Here is a 16,739-nt window from a genome sequence, read left to right on the forward strand (position 1 = left end):
AGTTTTGTTTTTATCTATTTTAAAATAAGCCATACCGTTATAACTGGTATGTTCGTTCCGATCGACATACCCCAATTGATTAGTTAACATTTGCGTCTTTCCAATTGTAAAAGCCGGAATATTGGCATGACGAGGACCAAAAATCTAGGCTTCTGGGTTAAATTCTTTGTTATGGGGGAATGATCAATGGCAATGCCTTGATTCAAACTATCTCCACTATATTGTTCCGGATAATTCAGGAATGTAGTGTACAATCCAGATAGTAATAATCATTAACACAAATTGAGAGATCTTATATTAGCTCTCAGTTTGAGCCAATTTTCTGATTACATGAGACTATTTCAGGTATGATTAGGGATCGCAACAAAAAAGGTACTGCCAAATCCAACTTTGCTTTCAGCCCAGATTTTTCCTCCAAGTTTTTCTGCCAGCATCTTACATATCGTTAAGCCAACTCCACTCCCTTGTTCTCTCGATGTTCCCGTTGTTGATTTGCATTGGTCGTTTTCAAGGACGGATGCCAATTCGTTTGCAGGAATGCCATTTCCGTTGTCCTTTACAGATATTGTGATTTGATGATTTTGAAGAAACGATTTAACTTCAATGACACCTTTTTCGTTCGTAAATTTTAAGGCGTTGGTAAGTAGATTCCTAATAATTGTTTGGAGTATGTCTTTGTCAGTATGAACATCAAGTTGATCATCAATGAGATTTGTAATATCAATCTGCTTTTTTTGAGATATAGGTTCTAGTAGGTCAATCGAGTGTTGGCAAGTCTTTTTTAAGTTGAGTATTTCAGGAGCAAATAATATTCGTCCCGAATGAGAACAAGACCAGGTTAATACCTCTTGTAAGAGTTTGTATGCATCTGTTGAAGCTCGATTAATTAGCTCTATTTTCTTTTTGATCGTCGCTCTGTCGTACGTTTCAAACTCGCTTGTAAGTAATCCTAAATAACCTAATATTACATTAAATGGGTTGATCAGATCATGAGCTAGTATTTTAATGAAGTGCGCTTCATCCTCATTTATCCCGTTCTTTTTTGCTATGCCATTCTTCTCTAATAACTCCGGTTTTTTCACTTCAGAGCTATCGTGTGAAGGGGATTGGGAGGTTCCATTCGGCGTCTTTTGTAGCTTCATCTCGACAGTAGTCTTGCTCCGATCAGATTGATTCATTTTTCGTTCGCAAATAAATATTTGTTTACTTTTGACCAGGTTGAATCGGTAGGGAGCCTGTTCTACACTTTCTTCAGATAAAAGTAAATCAGCAAAACTCATTGAGAGCAAGGTTTCTTTGTCCATTTTCATCATCGAACAGAATAACGAGTTTACGTCAATTATATTGCCGTCTTTTGATAAAGTCACAGTTCCACCACTTTCGAGTTCAATTAGGTTCCTGTGTTTCATTTTATCACCAGTTAAACGCTTTTCTTCCATATCTACTGCTCTTCATTAAGATTTTCTAGACCTACGTAATTTTACATAGTTGGTTCCAAAGAGTAAATCAAGTTGACCATAAAACAGGAACCCCCGTTTCCGGAGATTCCTGGTCGAGGAGAGAGAAGTTGTGTGTTTTACTAAAACCGTCTTTACTGTTTGAGAAGCAAAAAGAAAATCATGTACTATAGATTCACAACTATCAAACTTACTCCTACTGGATTGCTAACCAACAGAAAACCACCTAAAGAGAAATTCACTATAAGAAATTATTGATCGAAAAATTAGAGTTGCACACAATAACTCCGCATAGTCTAACCTTTATTCCCTTGCAACCAGTTTACGGAATTATTCATCGGGAGTTGTATGCTGTCTAACAGTATTGAAAAGAAAAAACCCTCAAAATTGAGGGTTTGATGTTCTCAGATCTGAATTACCAATTCTAGTATGAAAACTCTGTTGCATTCGTTTATAGAAAATTTCTAAACATTACTTTTTTGCGAAATGAGAACTTATTTGTGCCTGTTTTTTTCAAAAACCCCTTCCGCTGAAGGGGTAAAGACAAGAGCGCTGTTTCTTGTCATGTGAATGAATTTGGCTAATGCGACTTTTGTTCCTCTGAGAAAAGTTGAATCGCCGTAGCGTTGAGAGTTTACGTTTTCCTTTTTGAAGGGTTTAATGTTTTGAAACATTTGTAGGGTAATTGAAGAGTAATAGTGGGCAATGTAAGTTTACATTGTTTTTGATAACGCAAGGTTGGTTGATTTTGAAGAAAAAAAACCTCCGCTCTCGGAGGTTTCCTATAGTAAGGCTTGGGAAATGTTGTGAATCGGTTTTAACCCTGTTTGTCGTTCGAGAAGAACAGAATAATAAATTATGTGTGCTCTTGTGTACTATTCACAACTCAAAAAGCTATTTCGTTTCAAAATTTTAACCAGCTTAAACCCCCTTCCCGAGGGGGTATAACTGACAAGAGTCTTCTTGTCTGTATCTAATTTAGAATCGCATTTCAAAAAACTCTCGTCTAGTCTAAACAACAATCTATTGCTTTTTCATACTTCAATATACGATATTAACCGTTCTCATTTCTATGTTTTTAAGCATTTTGTTAACAGCTTGAACTCTTTAAATCCCAGTTGATTGAGGACGAATACTCGCATAACAGCTTTGTCACGCATTGGTGATTTGGGGTGAATAGCGGTTGGCATTGTCGTTGTCTTATATTAACGATTCGAGTGATTTTCAATTTTTGAGTCCATTCATTTGGCGTTACAAAATAGCAAACACCTGACGCACTCAGCTTCGGTTTTGTTTTCGCACGATTTTAACAATCCGGTTATAGACAATCTCTCCCAGGTTCCAGGTGTAGCCGTCAAAATTGGTTGTATTCACAAACTGGATCACAATCGTGTCAATATCCTTGTGATATTCGGCAATGCTCTGGTAGCCCGGAATCAGTCCCGTGTGATTGTATTTGTAAATCGACGAATAGATTTCCTGCTCTTTCGGCGTGAGCAAAGAGCCATCGTTTAGTGCCCGAAGGAATATGCCGACATCTTCGGCCGTTGCGACCATTGAGCCGTAATCGGTCGTTTTAATATCTTCTTCAACGCCCACATAATAACCGCTTGTCAACCGGTTCATATCCACATCGTGAATCGAGCCGAAGGTGTTTTTTAGTCCGAGCGGATTCAAAATTGCTTTTGTAATGTATTCGAAATTACTTGTACCAGTCACTTTTTCTACGAGCATGGAAATTAGCAAATAGTTGGTGTTCGAGTATTCGTAGCCTTCGCCGGGGGCAAAACTGGCCGGCAAATCCAAAACGCGTTCAAGTGTTTCCTGTCTGCTTTTAGGCGGATTGGTCCAGAAGTTTGGGGTATTGGTAAAACTGGGAATACCACTTCTGTGTTGCACCATCATTCTTGTGGTAATTTTTTCGGCATTTTCAATCCTCCCGACAAGCTCTGGGAAGTAATCAGCCAGCGTTTGATCCAGCGATAATCGCCCGTTTGCAACCAATTTGGTTATTGCAACGGCTTGGTACAACTTACCGATACTGGCAATTTTGAACAAAGCATGAGGATCGGCCGGTATTTTGTCCGCCCTGTTTTTCCAGCCGGCGACGTAGAAAGCAGGTTGATGGCCAGCCTGATCCACGTAGACTATCATACCGTCGAAGCCATATTCAACCCCCTTATTGAGTTGCTCTTCCACTGTATCCGGCAGAGGCATGATCCAGGCTCTCACCAAAATCCAGGGTACAAAAAACAGCGAGATGATTGTTCCTGCAAACAGGATGATCCGGAGAATTAACTTTGTTCGTGTCTTTTTCATAATCGGTTGGTGTTCAGATTGACTTAATTTCGTGTTTTAGGCATAACAGACTCTCTTCAAATTTGTTGAACTTTTACTTCAGCCCGAATAAAGGTCTGATGAAACGAATTCGGCGGATAATAAACTCGTAAATGAGGTAGCAGATCGCAAAGGTAAAGAGGCTTATAACCGCGAACTTCATCATCGGGGGCATTGGCAGCGGCAGAATAATCAGAGAACCGGCATACAAGGCAAACATGTGAATAATGTATACCGGATAAGCTGCCGGACTCAAATAGCTAAGCGACTTGCTCGGCTTATTGAGGTATTGGTATCCGAGACCGAAAACGCCGAATATCCAGCAATTGGATTCGATAGCCATGAGGTAACCCGGAGCATTTGTTTCAAAAATCAGCATTCTAGTAGTAAATAAAATGGTGGCCGCCCCAATGTACAACCACTTCCATTTTGCAACCGTTTGCCAAAACGTCGGACCGCTGAAGACAAACAGGTAGCCAAAGAAAAAGGCTAGCAGTCCCAGTAAAAAACCGTGCCATGTTTGGGCATACAAGGTGAATAACTGAGGTTTTACAATGACGGCCTCCAGTACAAAGAAAACTGTTATGGACAGTGGGCCCAGCGGATTTTTCATCAAAGCCAGTAAGCCTCGTTTAAATTTTCCATCTTGTTTTCTCTGCAGGTATTGAAAAAGAGGTGTCAACAGCAATACATAGAGAAAGATATTTCCGAGAAACCATAGGTGTCCGGCATGCGGATAATAGCTTAAAGGCATGCGATAGTATTTCTGGAAAATCAGGAAGTGTAACGGGGCTATAGCCACGATTCCAAATATAAAAGGGATCAGAATTCGCCGGGTTCGTTCCCCCAATAGCTGGGCAAGATTGCGTTTTTGCATGGCAAAGTACAAGCCCATACCCGAAACATAAAACAAAAGTGGAATTCGCCACACATTCAACAAGCTCATGGGTGTCCAAAGTGCGCCGATTGATTCATCGCTTCGGATGAAGCCAACAAACATGGCCCATGGTTGAAAAACAATCGCAATGTGATAGATTAACAGTAGCCCAATGGCAACTACGCGCAACCAATCAATATCGTGTCTTCTTTCTGTTGTCATTTTCTATTTTTTAGGAGAATTACTGTAACATCATCGCAATAACAGGGCGTGTTTTTTCCACTTCCTTTAAATCGAGTTTTAAGCCGAATGGCGCTAATTGTTGCCCGATCATTTCGTAAATGGGTTTCATATCGGCAAAGGGAGCGGTGACCGATTCGCGGGGAGTTGCGCCAAAGTTGTTTTTGACTGTCTTGTCGGCTTTGGCATCCAGAAGCATCTGCGTAATTTCAACGCGGCAAAAGAAGGCTGCAGCATGCAACGCGGTCGATCCGTCATTGTTTTTTAGGTTCAGCTGTGCATCGGCATCTATCAGCGCTTTGGCAATCGCTGTTTTATCGAAAGTCACCGCTGTGATCAATGGCGTTGATCCCGTCATTTGATCTTTTAAATTGATATCAGTTCCGGCTTCAATATGTTGTCTGACGGCTTCGAGATTGTCGGAAAGGATGGCTGTTTGCAGATCAATGGTCGGTTTGTCGGCGAGGGCCTTTGCTTTCGTTTCTTTGCCTGTCTCCGTGCTACTACTGCTGCCCGATTGCACGCAGGCATTCATGAATAATAGGATTGCAATGAAAAAACTGAATACGGTTTTAAAGGAATAAACAGGATGTGTTCTCATGATTTTAAATTTTGAAATTAGACTTTGAAAAAATTGTTTTACAAAGTTGAAATAATCGGAAACGCGTAGCCTATAAGCTATGCAGCTAATTGTATTAAGTTTGGTTTGGGCATAAAAACTATGCGGCACAAATAACACATATGCGGCAAAAGTGCTATTTGGGCTGTTTCAACTTTAGACTTGAAGGGCAATACTTTTCATAAATTTTCCTACTTTAGTTTGACCAAAATAAAGCATGACGGAACCCGCAATTCATAAATCAGATTTCATTGAAAAAGCCGAGTCGTTGATTTTGGAGAATATAAGGAACGAGCAATTCGGTGTTTCTGAACTGGCCGAGTTGATGCATATCAGTCGTTCCGGTTTGCTTAGGAAAATCAAAACAAAGACGCAGCTTTCAGCGAGCCAGTTTATCCGTCAGGTTCGCCTCGAAAAAGCGATGGACATGCTCCGGAAAACCAGCCTTACGGTAGCCGAGATTTCGTACGAAGTTGGGTTTGGAAACACCTCTTACTTCATCAAATGCTTTCGCGAACAATACGGTTATTCGCCCGGTGAAGTGCGGAAAAGAACAGTTGCGGATGAAGATGAATCCACTCCACCAAGTTCTTTAAAGCAATACAGGATATACCTGGCCGCAGCAGGGATGTTGGTTATTGCATTACTGGTAGTTTTCCTATTAAGCAAAAGAAGTTCTGTTTCGGCACCCATCGAGAAGTCGATTGCAGTGTTACCATTCGTTAATGAAAGCAGTGACTCGCTAAACCTGTACTTCGTTAACGGGTTAATGGAATCGACACTGAACAACTTGCAAAAGATTCGCGACTTGCGGGTTGTTAGCCGGACTTCGGTTGCCCGGTACCGCGATACCGAGCTGGGAATTCCGGAAATTGCGGAACAGCTTAATGTGAATTACCTGGTAGAGGGGAGCGGGCAGCGGGTTGGCGACCAGGTCTTGCTCAATATTCAGTTGATTGAAGCGGCGGGCGACCACCCGATCTGGAGTGAGCAGTACAGTCGGGAAGTAGGCGATGTTTTTGCCCTTCAAAATGAAATAGCCCGTAAAATTGCAGATGCGATTCAGGCTGTTGTTACCACAGCTGAATTGCGACAGATCGAGAAAAAGCCAACAGAGAATTTAGTGGCCTACGATTATTATCTGCGAGCTCTCGAGCCGTATTATTCCCGAACTAGGGAAGGTTTGGAAAAGGCAATTCCGCTATTCGAAAAGGCAATTGAGAACGATGACGAATTTGCCCTGGCTTATGCTGACATTGCCATCTCGTATTACTTTTTGGATGTGTACCAGAAGCAAAAGCAATATACCGAGCGCATCAACAATTTCGCAGATAAAGCACTGCTTTACGATCCAAAATCGGCTGAGAGTCTTATTGCAAAGGCACTTTACTACATACAAACGGAAGAATATCAATTGGCTGTTCCGCATTTGGAAAAAGCGCTGGAGTACAATCCGAATTCACCGGCAGTGGTTCAGATGCTCGGAGACCTTTATGCCCGAGTCATTCCCAATACGGCCAAATACCTGGAGTACGCCTTGAAAGGTATTCAGCTTGACATTGCCGCCAACGACTCGGTCACACAAAGTTATATCTATTTGCACCTCAGTAATGCCCTTATTCAGTCGGGTTTTGTGAGTGAAGCGGTGACTTATATTAATAAGGCACTGGACTACAATCCGGATAACTATTATGCTCCTTTGCTCAATGCTTTTATCCCGTATGCGCAGGATGGCGATGGCGAACGAACCAAAAGTCTTCTGATTCATGAATGGAATAAGGACACGACCCGACTGGACATTCTGCAAGAGGTGGGCAAAGTTTATTATTATCAGGAAGATTACGACAGCGCCTTTTATTATTTTGAAAAGTTTGTCAATGCCCGGGAACGAAAAGGCTTGGATATTTATCAGCAGGAAGACATTAAAATTAGCTTGGTCTATAAGAAGAAAGGGTATGAAGAGCAGGCTCGGAGGTTCCTAAATTCATATGCCGAATATTGCGAAAAGGATCAGTCGATTTACAAAAGTGCCAGCACGGCCGTTTTGTATGCCTATCAGGGGAGGAACAAGGACGCGATTGAGCAACTGAAAATTTTCGCCTCGCAAGATAATTACCAATACTGGATTTTATTGTTCCTGGACAAAGACCCAATTCTCAAGCCATTGAACAATGATCCGGAGTTTGGCAGGGTCATTCAAAAAATCAATGACCGGTTCTGGCGAAAACAGGAAAATTTGAGAGAATTGTTAGAGAGCAAAGGTCTGCTGTAGGCAAGACTCATGTACTTTAAATCCGAAAATTAAGGGTTTTAACTCATTTGGTTGATGGCTAAATGACTATTCTGGTGTGCGTTATATAGCTCGTCATTCATGTTCTAGTACAGGTTGACCTCATCCTTAATCGGCAATTTTTCGATCTTAATTTATGAGTCTGTTGATTGATACAATGAAAAGAAAAGTAATAAATGGATTCTTAAGAACAACTGAGCTAAATGCATATGAGGGCTTAGGACTGTTCTTTTTAAACAACCTGTTATTTCTGCTGATTGATTAGGGGTAAGCTACAGTTCCGGGAAGTTGATCTCAAGGTGGAGAAAGTTTATGATGTGAGAAAAAAGAAAATGGCTACTTGCCTTTCAAAAGTTTCTCTAGGCGTTCCATCATCTCATCTTTTTCCTTCAGCATGCGTTCGTAGAGGGCAATTTTCTCTTCGTGCAATCTGATGATTTGGTCGACTGGATTGACAGTTGGATAGTAGCTAAACAATGAATTTCCTGTAGCGTGGTCGTGATTGTTCACGATGTTGGAAATAATATTTATAGCTTTTTCTTCGTCAAAATTCTGAAAGGCTTCTACTGGGATCTTCAACGTGCTGGAGATCTGTTGCAAAAGAGGCAATTCAATGGTTTCTTTCTGTTCCAAGAGCGAGATCTTCTTTTGATTCCACCCTTCACCTAGTTCATAAGCTAGCGCGTCTTGTTTGATTCCCAGCATCTCACGAAACCGTTTCACATTGCGACCTTCATGTACTTTACTTTCCATATTACCTTGGTATTTTCAACTATCTCAAAGATAAAACAATTTTGGTTAACTAAAAGATGGAGGCGACTAATAGGATAGGTAAAATATACCTGACTTCAGATTGATTTGATTCGCTCCTGATTCCAGGATTCTAAGCAATTCTTGGGTGAATTCAGATTCATAATCTGCATAGGTTCTGTCGTTGGATGAGATATTTTATCCTCATGCAGAATTGATTATGCTCATATTCTATCTGAAATTAGTGTTGTACCCTTAAAATGATCGACACATGAGAACAATATTAAGTTCGGATATCCCGAAACTGGAGAACAAAGCTATCAGTGAAAAACTGCAGCAGTTAACCCGTGAATTTCAGATTTCTTATATCTTCTATCATCAGAAAAACAAGCTAATACCAGAACATTTTATCATTGTAACATCAGAACATAAGGACGTTCAAACAATAAGATCCCGAAAATGGATTCGAAACAGCCGAGAGAATAGTAATCTTCTGTTTCATGTTATTTTCAGAGGGAAAATGGAATTCGAATACCAAATGGGTAATCCTTTTGTTGCTTCCTATTGCCATAGATTCGCTGTTATTTACCGGTCTCAACCGATAGAAGAATGTCCGAATGCGGATTGGTCATCATATAAAAAGAAATTCAAGCGAAACCTGGAAACCTATTATCACGATCGCGATACGTTGCTTACTGAAGCTAATCGCTTCCGTCGGCATGATTCATTAACCGGAGTATTTCTAACTTACTTGTCACTCTATGAGCATTCAATTCGTTACCTGGAGATGCTTTACGCAGGATCTAATTTTGAAACAGCGGACCTACACGAGAGGATAAAGCAGTTAGCTGACTATATCCCGGAAATAGACGGCATGTTTGTCAAAAAGAATGGGAGAGAGTACTACCTTGTTTCAGAGCTGGAGCGAGCAAAAGAAACAGGAGCGGATGGTGATGAAACAAGGCTTAATGAGAATCTTCATGAAAGTATTTTAGAGACTGAGCTAGCAATGAACGAGTTGGTAGCAGTTCGATTTGCGACACTTAAAAAGAGACTCAAAGCCTTTGGAAAAGTGAAGACCGACAACAAAGAGAGTTGCGCTTCACCAATCGAGCGAGAGCTTTCAGAGATTGTAGCAACAATTAGAAAGACAAAGGAAGTCGAAGAAATCTATTTGTTTGACCGGGAGCAGAGTTATCGACGGGCAACTTACTTCTTCCTGCTAATTGGGGAAGGGCTTGGCACGGAAACCCTGGGGCGGTTGCAACAAGCCGCGACCGCAAAGATGGAGGATCAGTTTGAACTGGTTTTGATCGGTCATAGTCGTATTTGGATTCAAGTAAATCTGTTTGCCTATCAATCCTTCTTTCAGAAAATAATGCGACCGGAGAACCTTTTATTTTCATCACATCCTAACTTCCCGGCTCTTCATTGGGAACACCCGCACCCGCCTGAATACCCGGACCTGGAATATTACTACAGTTCGGGCGTAAAAATGGCTTCCCAGTATTTTAAGCTTAGACACAATTCGGAAAAGGACAACATAGAAGGGCTAGAAGACCTGTTTAGTCGTTCAATACTGAGAATTCTCCGGACTTTTGTTTTTGCAAGAATTAGCTATCTCCCCAACTACGTACCGCCTTGTACGCTTTGGCGACTATGTGTGCACGCAGACCCCAAACTAGGGCGGTTGGATTTCCTTTTTGAAAAACTAAATGGAGAGAAGTTCTTTCAATTATTATCGCACAACAACCGGTTTCATCATGATATTTCCCGATTGACAGAAGAGAAATTGGAGTTGATGGACGAGATTCTGAACTTGCTGCAGCAGGAATTGGAGGTTGTTTGTAGTCAGCTCAAATGTATCCGTTAAGACCTTGTCGGAGATGAATTGCTTTTATAATTGAAAACTGTCAAATGACCAACCCTTTCACAAATATAGAGGAAGTTCCGGCTTTGTCAAGGCTAAACCAAGTGTCTGGCGTTGACAGGTGCAGCCAGTCTTGACAAAGTCTCTGTCTCCAATTCTGAAGAGTGTTTAACGGTTGGAAAAAGAAGGAATTGCGTCCGCGAATTACATTTTCAGTGGAAGCCTTAGGCGTAAAAACAAAAAAAACGAAAGTCCGCCTTTTGGTCGTACTCCCGGTTGCAATAAATCTATAATTCCGACTTAAAGATGCGACTTTTTTAGGGGAACCACAAGTTGGATCAAGGAGCGGAACGGATTTCTGTGGCTTGTAGCTTTATTAGCTTCGAAGTAGACCAGCGGGATGGATTCCATGGATTTTAAGGGAATTAGATATTATCTTTCGATATACCAAGATCATGAATTTATTGCCACATTAATTTTATTGAAATGGCAAGTCCAAAATTTATTTTACTTGGATATAAGGTAACCTCGTTTACAAATAAATGTGGTTATGCACAATCTATTTAACAACACATAGGATTTATTGAGCATATATATTATGTTTGTGTTATAGATAGGACTACTTGCTAATCAATAATATGCTACGCCAAAATCAACGATATTATCGACAGTATCTGTTATGGGGGCTGTTAATGATAGCCAGTTTAGGCACACTCAACGGATGCATGAATACAAATACAAGTACTGCAACTGTATTAGACCTAACCGCTTCACGAAAAACAATAACCTTTGCGCCACCCGATTCCGTTTTGCTGCTTTCTCAAAGACTCAACAATCTTAGGTCCCAAGTTGGAAAAACTGTCTATTCCGAGCTCTTACGACAAGCAGATTCGCTTTACTCCGCGATGAAGATCATGCCATTTCGCTTTCAACAAATAGAAGACTCAACTTATCTTGATTCTTCCTTTTTCAGCAATAACAAGACATTGGCCCAACAAGCCTTAGCTGGTTCTCCATGGCGAGAGGAGATTAGCAAAAAAGACTTTGAGGAATATATTCTCCCCTACAAAATAGATGATGAGCTGGCAGACAGATGGCGGGAAAAATTATACGGTGAAAATCGGAAATTACTAGGAACAAATCCGCAGCTGAATAATGCTGATAGTCTCTACGCCTATCATATGAAGAAGACTTATTACGCACTAAACTCGTCCGGTGATTTTGATCGTTTCTATCCGACGCAACCCAATTATTCATGGCTCAGCTTTGCCCACGAAGGCGATTGTGCCGATCGCTGCCGATATGTTATATACCACTTGCGAGCAGCCGGTCTGCCTGCAACTTACGACTATCTCCCTGATTGGGGAAACCGCCCCAAAGCCCAGCATGCTTTTGTTGGATTAGCAAACAAAAAGCGACAACTTGAAAAATTATTAGAAAACAGTAATGATACATCTAATCTCATCGATGATTTTAATGCAGCCATGACTTCAAAATACAGGCCTGTTTTTTCGGAGGGAGATGTTCCGTCGAGTTTAACGGTCCAATATGAAAAGACCATCCCAAAGGTCTACCGGCAAACATGGAGAAAACAGCCCTTGATGGAGGATCTGGTATCATCTGTTCCAGAAAATCAGCTCTATCAAAAGCTGATGCATACAAATATGCTGGATGTTATTGATCAATATCTGAAAACTGCAGACGCGTCGGTTTGGCAACGCCCGTTCGGCAAATGGGACATGGCTTATCTCGCAACATTCGATATCGGCGGGTGGACTCCCGTAGCCTTTGCCCGATATAGTTGGTGGGGACAAGCCAGGTTCAAAGCTATGGGTAAAAATATTCTCTACTTACCTATGGGCTGCAAAAACCAGAAATTATTACCAGTCGATGTTCCTTTTATTCTTGATGCAAATGGTGATAAAAATGATTTAGCCTGCAATTACCAAAAGAGGATTAATATGAAACTTATCCGTAAGTTTCCTCTCTTTTCCTACACGGCAGCGCATGTTGTCGATTTAAAAGGTTGCGTTGTCTATGGCTCTAACGATTATCGGTTTGGTGAAAGAGAAAAGCTTGCAGAGATTGATCATTATCCTTTTTTCATGGAACGAATTGAGGTTAACAACTCGAGGAAGTTTCGTTATATAGGGATAAAATCATCAACGCTAGAGAAAATTCGTTTAGCGCATCTTTCCTGTATCGCAGACAGTTGCGATTTACATATCGCACAAAGCGATGTTCGCTACAAAAAAGGAGAATTAACTGGACAGCAGAAAAATCTCTTTGATAATGATCTGAATAGTTTTACCGTAGACACGATGCTTGTAATGGATTTAGGATATCCTAAGGAAGTTATTGAAGTGGAGGTTTGTCCCCGGAGTGATACCAACTACATTATTCCCGGTAATCAGTACGAGCTGTTTTACTGGGACAACCGATGGCATTCGGCTGGAAAACAAACAGCGACCGATTATTCGCTGGAGTACAGCAACGTTCCGTCCGGTACCATCTACTGGTTGCGCTGTCTGAGTGGGGGCCGAGAAGAACGCATATTTACCTACAAAAATAGCAAACAAGAATGGTGGTAATCCACCAACCAATGAAAACCAAACAATATGAATACTTCCTAATCAAAACTAAAACTAGACAACAACCGAAGAGATGCTGGTTGCCGGTCACGGGCATGGGAAAAACAAAAAGAAGCCTCCAACTCCCGAACGCCGAAGCAGTTCAAATAGCGGAGACTTCAAGTAGTTTTAATAACGAAGGAGAAGATTCTAGCACAATCACTCCTTCAACTAAAAAAAACAAAAATATGAAATTTAATAAATTAACCCTAAAAAGCTGTTCTATACTACTTGTAGCTTTAGGGTTTGTACTTTTCTTTTCAACTTTACAAAGTTGCTCTGATGAATATCTACCCATCGAAGATACACTCACTAAAACCGAGTATGAGCAGATGCTAAAGGAGAAGGTTGCGTCTACAATTTATAAGCAAGAAGAAATGAAAACAAGTTTTGCTGTTACGCAAGGTATCCCTTTATGGAATAAGTTATATTGGTCGGAAAATGGTAACACCAAGATGGTAATCGTACCAATGGTTTCGGCTTCCGGATCAAAAAAGCACTTGGTTGGTGTTGTCCAGAATAATAATATCAAGGTATTGGTGACTGAGCTTTCAGGTAATGATAACGCGACTTTCAAAGTTTATTCAACAAATCATCAACTATTGTACGATAGCAAAAATCCGTCTGTAGGGCTAAGGCTCAAAAGTGGCACAATAGAACAATTTGAAGATATTCTGTCGAATGGCGGATCTGCAGAGGATTTGTATAACTCAGTCTGGGGGGAAGGCAGCACATATAATGAAGACGAACCTTTGGGAACTATGAGAATATGTACAAATGAGGTTGCCGGTAGCAGTGCTGGTACCGATATCGGCGGTCATGCGTGGATTGAGATTCAAATAGGCGATGACGTTGTTTCATTCTCGTTATGGAATGGGGAAGAAGGCAATGAATATCATGTTAACTACGAACAGAATAATGGATATTCAGCAGCTGCATCCATGGAGACAGAGTTGTCTTGGTGCGGGTTACAAACAATACTTGATTACAACTCAGACCCGGATAATACAGACTGGAGTGCAACAAATACATGTGCAGGCTATTCTACCGATATTTGGAATGCAGTCACAGGGCAAGATCTGGATTTTGGGATAGTAACGACACCTGCAGAACTTTATGAATATATGAATGGAGATTAATATGAACAGGAAATTAGCAATTGTTATCATGATGTGCATTTTGGGATTAGCAGGATGTGCAAGCAAAAATCACACTAGTGTAATTTTAAAATACGACTCAGAAAACAATAAGCTTAAAGTTTCTCGGACTGAATCAGCTAGAAATTTATCGAAGCTAAAAGCAAAAGCACATGGAGACACCTTGGAATTGTTCGTATATGATAAACCTTTTTTTCTAACATTTTCGAAAGAAAAAAAGAAATTGTTTGAATTTGAGCTTATCATCCCCGATTCAATTAGGGTTATTAAATATGGCATAAGTGCTTTCAGCCTAGAGGAGCTTCAATCGCTACATGGTGAATATGTATACCCAAATAAAAGGGAAACGCCCTAATATTGGGCTTGTCCTATACATTAGCATCTTTACCGGAAGTGTATTTCTCACTTCCGGTAAATTTGTGAACACAACAAATAGCCCCAAGTTCTACTTCTCAATATTGGCTTTACTTGCTGCAGTTATCCTTTTTGCCGGGGTTGGGCGGCAGCTAAAACTAAACAGCCTGAACAGCCAATTCACACTTGAGCTTGTTTATGCCGTTTGTTTGCTACAAGTTATTTATGGGTTGGTTCAGTTTGTAGGTTGGGTGCCATCGAATCACAGTTATTTTGCATTAACCGGTAGCTTCGACAACCCCGCTGGCTTTGCTGCCGTACTTACGGCAGGTTTTCCGCTGGGCTTGTATATTGTGAGCAAATTACAACGCTGGAAGCGATATGGGATAATTGTTTGCCAGCTACTCACTTTATTTGCTGTAATCCTAGCCCGTTCTAGAGCAGGAATATTGGCTATTGTTTTTTCACTAATTGTCTTTGCGGTCACTTCCCGCGGAGAAGGTTGGCTCAACTGGATTTTTTTGCGCAAGTGGATTTTGTTTCCCGTAGTGATAGTCATACTTGGGGGGGCTTTTTTGCTTTACCAACAAAAGAAGGAGTCGGCTGACGGGCGTTTATTAATTTGGCAGGTTTCGTGGCAAATGATCAAAGACAAACCACTGCTGGGGCATGGCTACGGTTCTTTTCAAGCCAAATACATGGATTACCAAGCTGCTTATTTCAAAGAACACCCAAACTCAGAACTGGCTATGCTGGCCGATAATGTGAAGCATCCGTTTAACGAGTTTCTGAAAGTTGTGGTCGAATTTGGCATTGCAGGTTTACTACTTGTTTTGGCGTTTTTTGTAGGGATTCTTTATACAGGCATTAAAATGAACGTTGATTCTAATGCCTTGGCATTTAGCGGACTTTCGGGTTTATTTGTACTGGCCTGTTTTTCGTACCCTTTTCAATATCCATCAAGTTGGTTGACGCTCGCCTTTTATCTATCGCTCTTACTTCCTGAAAAAAAAATCATGATCGGCTATTCAAAAGTTAATGTAGGCTTGCGTGGAGTGTTGGCAATCGTTTCAGTACTGGGAATCGTTTACGTATTTCTGCAAGTGCAGGCAGAAATGAAATGGAAGGAAATAGCTCTAAAATCGCTAAACGGGGAAACAGAGGAAATGCTCCCCGAATACGAAAAACTATACCGGAATTCGCCGCTAATGGAGGACCCCTTCTTTCTGTATAACTACGGGGCTGAACTGAACTATGCGGGACAGTATGCCCGAAGCACTGCAATACTGGTTGAATGCAAAAGAAAGTTTAATGATTATGACTTGCAAATGCTACTGGCCGACAATCTTGAACAAACAGGCGAAACAGAATTGGCAATACAACAGTTTGACCGCGCAGCGAATATGATCCCTTGCCGCTTTCTGCCTCTATATCGCATTTATTTATGTCATAGGAAAAGTGGAAACTTATCCAAAGCACTGAAATACGCTAGCTTGATTGTAGCCAAACAGGTGAAAGTTAACTCTCCCAGTGTAAAATTAATAAAGAAAGAAGCTAGGGAATTTTTAAAAGAGAATTTACAAGGGCTGAAAGAAGTTTCGTAACCTGCCTACCAAGACGATCCTAAGTGTTCCTTAGTGAAAATGAAATCAAGTGCTACTGTAACGCCGGTTAATAAGCAAGGAAAGGTTGCGAGAGGACGGAGGGGTTTACCATGTATTCTTTCTGTTTATTTTATTTATAGTCGACAGTCTATGTTGATCGCTTTAGCGATAATCGAGCGGAATAGATACTGATTGTTTAATTTGCGTCCTGCAGGAACTGCAAACGATGGACGAGATTCTAAATTGCTTGCAAGGGGAGCTTAGGACGGACTTTTCTCGGATAAGGCGTTCTGTCTAATTCAAGGTGATATCGTTTGACAGAGCTATCTAAGAATGAACCAGCAAAAGAAAGCAGAGCCAGAATTGCCAGAACAAGAAACGCTACAAAGTAGAGTTGCCACTCTGGGATGATGGTTTTTGAGCAGTTGAACTGTTGATACTTTAAATGATAATTCCACTGATAAAAGCAGTATTGTTGTATTGGTGAGCGTATTGATGGATAGTCTGTAGAGAGTGTGTAGATAGAAGATGATAAAGGTGGTGCGGTAAGATAT

General features: G+C 40.9%; 11 protein-coding genes. 6 read left to right on the top strand and 5 right to left on the bottom strand.

Features of this window, described 5'->3' with window-relative positions; genetic code table 11:
• Nucleotides 1-341: 341 nt before the first annotated feature.
• The 4 genes from GR929_RS04935 to GR929_RS04950 all read right to left on the bottom strand — a co-directional run bounded on the left by GR929_RS04935 (nt 342) and on the right by GR929_RS04950 (nt 5,512).
• On the bottom strand, nt 342-1,439 hold the full coding sequence (locus GR929_RS04935; protein WP_159517818.1) for a PAS domain-containing sensor histidine kinase: 1,098 nt from the start codon (nt 1,437-1,439) through the stop codon (nt 342-344).
• Nucleotides 1,440-2,735: 1,296 nt separating this feature from the next.
• Nucleotides 2,736-3,776 carry a serine hydrolase domain-containing protein gene (locus GR929_RS04940; protein ID WP_159517819.1) on the bottom strand — a complete coding sequence of 347 codons (1,041 nt, stop codon included), beginning with the start codon at nt 3,774-3,776 and terminating at the stop codon, nt 2,736-2,738.
• Nucleotides 3,777-3,849: 73 nt separating this feature from the next.
• The gene (locus GR929_RS04945; RefSeq protein ID WP_159517820.1) at nt 3,850-4,893 is read right to left on the bottom strand and encodes an acyltransferase family protein; all 1,044 of its coding nucleotides are present in this window, start codon (nt 4,891-4,893) and stop codon (nt 3,850-3,852) included.
• A 19-nt stretch (nt 4,894-4,912) separates the two neighbouring features.
• The gene (locus tag GR929_RS04950) at nt 4,913-5,512 is read right to left on the bottom strand and encodes an ankyrin repeat domain-containing protein (RefSeq protein WP_159517821.1); all 600 of its coding nucleotides are present in this window, start codon (nt 5,510-5,512) and stop codon (nt 4,913-4,915) included.
• 235 nt (nt 5,513-5,747) lie between these two features.
• Here GR929_RS04950 and GR929_RS04955 point away from each other — a divergent pair, with 235 nt between their 5' ends.
• A complete protein-coding gene (locus tag GR929_RS04955) occupies nt 5,748-7,802 on the top strand; it encodes a helix-turn-helix domain-containing protein (protein ID WP_159517822.1) in 2,055 nt (684 codons plus the stop codon).
• Between the two features lie 354 nt (nt 7,803-8,156).
• Here the strand turns inward: GR929_RS04955 and GR929_RS04960 are convergent, their stop codons facing one another.
• A complete protein-coding gene (locus GR929_RS04960) occupies nt 8,157-8,573 on the bottom strand; it encodes a helix-turn-helix domain-containing protein (RefSeq protein ID WP_159517823.1) in 417 nt (138 codons plus the stop codon).
• Nucleotides 8,574-8,841: 268 nt separating this feature from the next.
• Between GR929_RS04960 and GR929_RS04965 the strand changes: the two genes are divergently transcribed.
• From GR929_RS04965 to GR929_RS04985, 5 genes are all read left to right on the top strand, one after another.
• Complete coding sequence (locus tag GR929_RS04965) at nt 8,842-10,443, top strand: hypothetical protein (protein ID WP_159517824.1); 1,602 nt, start codon at nt 8,842-8,844, stop codon at nt 10,441-10,443.
• 911 nt (nt 10,444-11,354) lie between these two features.
• On the top strand, nt 11,355-13,031 hold the full coding sequence (locus tag GR929_RS04970) for a hypothetical protein (protein ID WP_159517825.1): 1,677 nt from the start codon (nt 11,355-11,357) through the stop codon (nt 13,029-13,031).
• Nucleotides 13,032-13,042: 11 nt separating this feature from the next.
• Entirely contained in the window at nt 13,043-14,209 is a 1,167-nt protein-coding gene (locus GR929_RS04975) for a hypothetical protein (RefSeq protein ID WP_159517826.1), read from the top strand.
• Between the two features lies 1 nt (nt 14,210).
• Nucleotides 14,211-14,582, top strand: coding sequence for a hypothetical protein (locus tag GR929_RS04980; protein WP_159517827.1), 372 nt, complete (start codon nt 14,211-14,213; stop codon nt 14,580-14,582).
• Complete coding sequence (locus tag GR929_RS04985) at nt 14,551-16,185, top strand: O-antigen ligase family protein (RefSeq protein WP_159517828.1); 1,635 nt, start codon at nt 14,551-14,553, stop codon at nt 16,183-16,185. Before GR929_RS04980 ends, GR929_RS04985 begins: the two co-directional genes overlap by 32 nt.
• Nucleotides 16,186-16,739: the final 554 nt, after the last annotated feature.

Source organism: Sunxiuqinia indica (assembly GCF_009847015.1).
Taxonomy (GTDB): domain Bacteria; phylum Bacteroidota; class Bacteroidia; order Bacteroidales; family Prolixibacteraceae; genus Sunxiuqinia; species Sunxiuqinia indica.